The 2,301-nt window shown below is 46.6% G+C and carries 2 protein-coding genes; both read left to right on the top strand.

The features are described from left to right. A partial coding sequence (gene cysD / locus WMO75_RS19315; RefSeq protein WP_349078804.1) for a sulfate adenylyltransferase subunit CysD occupies positions 1–507 on the top strand: 507 nt, incomplete at its 5' end. Next, complete coding sequence (locus WMO75_RS19320) at positions 508–2,199, top strand: sulfate adenylyltransferase subunit 1 (RefSeq protein WP_118698200.1); 1,692 nt, start codon at positions 508–510, stop codon at positions 2,197–2,199. The last annotated feature ends 102 nt before the right edge of the window (positions 2,200–2,301 follow it).

Genomic DNA, 2,301 nt, shown 5'->3' on the forward strand with positions numbered 1-2,301 from the left:
CGTCGTGATGAGGAGAACAGCCGTGCCAAAGAGAGGATCTTTTCTTTCCGTAATGAAAACCACGCCTGGGATCCGAAGAACCAGAGACCGGAGATGTGGAAACTTTACAATACAGAGATCAACAAAGGCGAGAGCATCCGTGTTTTCCCAATCTCCAACTGGACAGAGAAAGATATCTGGCAGTACATAAAAAGAGAAAATATTCCGATCGTACCTCTTTACTTTGCAAAAGAGCGTCCGGTAGTATATCGTGACGGAAATATCATCATGGTAGATGATGACCGTATGCGTCTGAAACCTGGCGAGAAACCGGAAATGAAAAAAGTTCGTTTCCGTACCCTGGGATGTTATCCTCTGACCGGTGGTATTCTTTCTGATGCAGATACACTCGATGCGATCATCGATGAGACATTAAGTTCTGTAGAATCTGAAAGAACCAGCCGAATCATTGATTCTGACGGTGGTGCAGCCAGCATGGAAAAGAGAAAGAGAGAGGGGTACTTCTAGATGAGCGGTTTACTGAAATTTATTACCTGCGGAAGTGTGGACGATGGAAAATCCACACTGATCGGACATATACTTTACGATTCCAAACTGCTTTATGCAGACCAGGAAAAAGCCCTGATCCTCGACAGTAAGGTAGGATCCAGAGGCGGCGCGATCGACTATTCACTTCTTCTGGATGGTCTGATGGCAGAGAGAGAACAGGGTATCACCATTGATGTTGCTTATCGTTATTTTACAACAGACAAGAGAAGCTTCATCGTTGCGGATACACCGGGACATGAAGAATATACAAGAAACATGGCAGTTGGTGCTTCTTTTGCACAGCTTGCGATCATCCTTGTCGATGCAAAACAGGGTGTTCTGGTACAGACAAGACGCCACAGCCGCATCTGCGCCCTGATGGGAATCCATCATTTTGTATTTGCAGTCAACAAGATGGACCTTGTAGGTTACAGCGAAGAAAGATTCAATGAGATCGTAAAAGATATCAACGAACTTTCTGAAAGCCTCGGACTTCAGGATGTTGTGATCGTTCCTGTCAGCGCGACAGAAGGAGATAACGTCACAGTCAAATCCGAGAACATGCCATGGTACACAGGCAAAACACTTCTGGATCATCTGGAAACCGTCGATGTGACAGAGACAGAGAGCGAAGCAGGATTCTATATGCCGGTACAGAGAGTCTGCCGCCCGAACCATGAATTCCGTGGCTTCCAGGGACAGATCGAAAGCGGTAAGATCAAAGTCGGACAGACCATTACCACACTTCCAAGCAACGAGACTGCAACTGTCAAATCCCTTCTGAACGGAAGCACTTCCGTAGAAGAAGCCGTGACAGGACAGGCAGTGACCATCCAGCTTGACAAAGAAGTGGATGTCAGCCGAGGCTGCGTCCTCACCGACCAGGCACAGCTTTCCGTAGCAAAGAGCTTTACCGCAACTCTGCTCTGGATGGATGACAGCAGACTGACTCTTGGAAAAGAATATCTGGTAAAACTGGGAACCAAGAGAATTCCGGGATTTATCCGCAGCATCAAATACAAGATCGATGTCAACACCGGAGAACATATCGCAGCAGATTATATCGAAAAAAATGAGATCGCACTGTGCGAGATCGAACTGGCCGAAAAGATCGTACTTGATGAGTTTAAGAAACACAAAACTCTTGGAGAGATGATTCTGATCGACCGTGTAAGCCATATGACTTCTGCATGTGGTGTACTTGAAACCGTAGAAAATGACGGAGAGAAACCGTACTTCCAGAAAGATGACATCAAAGTCGGCGGTTATGTATTCGAAGAATTCTACTTCAATCTGGAAAATGCAATGATGTCCAAAGCCGGATCCGACAAGAAGACCTATCATGTCGGTGATGAAGTACCGGTTGCCGGAGACAGCTTCAAATATCCGGAATACTTTGATATCCTTTCCGTTGAGGACGGGGCAGCAGTCCTGATCCGTGACGGCAAAGTAGAAGACATCCAGAAGATCGAAGACTACCGCTACATGGGACTCCCGGTTGTCGATGAAAGAGGAATGGCTTTGCTTGTGAAAAACAAAGAGGATCTTGAGAGATTCCTTGAAGAAGCAAAGAATGTGACCTCAGAAAACCGTTCGGAAGTACATAACAAGTGGTTCCGGTTTGAGACTTATCGGAAGGTTGTTTGTACGGATAATTTTTGGGTGATCTAAGGGTACTTCCTTAGGGACCTTCGAGTTTTGAAAAAACCATGCGAGGGGAGGGCACTCGAAGTTGCGAAGGCCGTTCTCCCCTCGCACTCCCCACCTGGCCAC

Source organism: Blautia intestinihominis, from assembly GCF_040096655.1.
Classification (GTDB): domain Bacteria; phylum Bacillota; class Clostridia; order Lachnospirales; family Lachnospiraceae; genus Blautia_A; species Blautia_A intestinihominis.